The sequence below is a fragment of the Pseudomonas sp. PME37.24/006 genome (genome assembly GCF_055556635.1).
The window spans coordinates 1-244 of record NZ_JBVHNL010000266.1 but is presented as its reverse complement, the minus strand read 5'-3'; the positions used below and the strand labels follow the sequence as shown (position 1 = coordinate 244).

The 244-nt window shown below is 51.6% G+C and carries 1 protein-coding gene; it reads right to left on the bottom strand.

Translation table 11 applies throughout. The annotated features are described in order from the left end of the window. Positions 1 to 244: hypothetical protein (locus ACZ3GY_RS24675; RefSeq protein ID WP_465912442.1), on the bottom strand; the 244-nt coding region annotated here is incomplete at both ends.

The following is a 244-nucleotide window of genomic DNA, read 5'->3' as shown; positions in this document are numbered from 1 at the left end:
GCTCACGCCCGTAATCAGGAAATGCAATGTCTTGGAATTTTTCATGGGAATCCTTGTAGCTCCTTGATGGTGGCCTCTCCCGGAGGCCGAAGCAGCTTCCCGACGCAGAGGACGATGGGTGCCATCATAGGCAGGACTCCACAAATCCACCATGTCGGTTAGCATGTGGTGTTTGCCTAAAACTATGAGATTGCTCATGTCGGGAAGCACGAAGAAATCCGCGCAGAAAAAATCGAATGCGCAC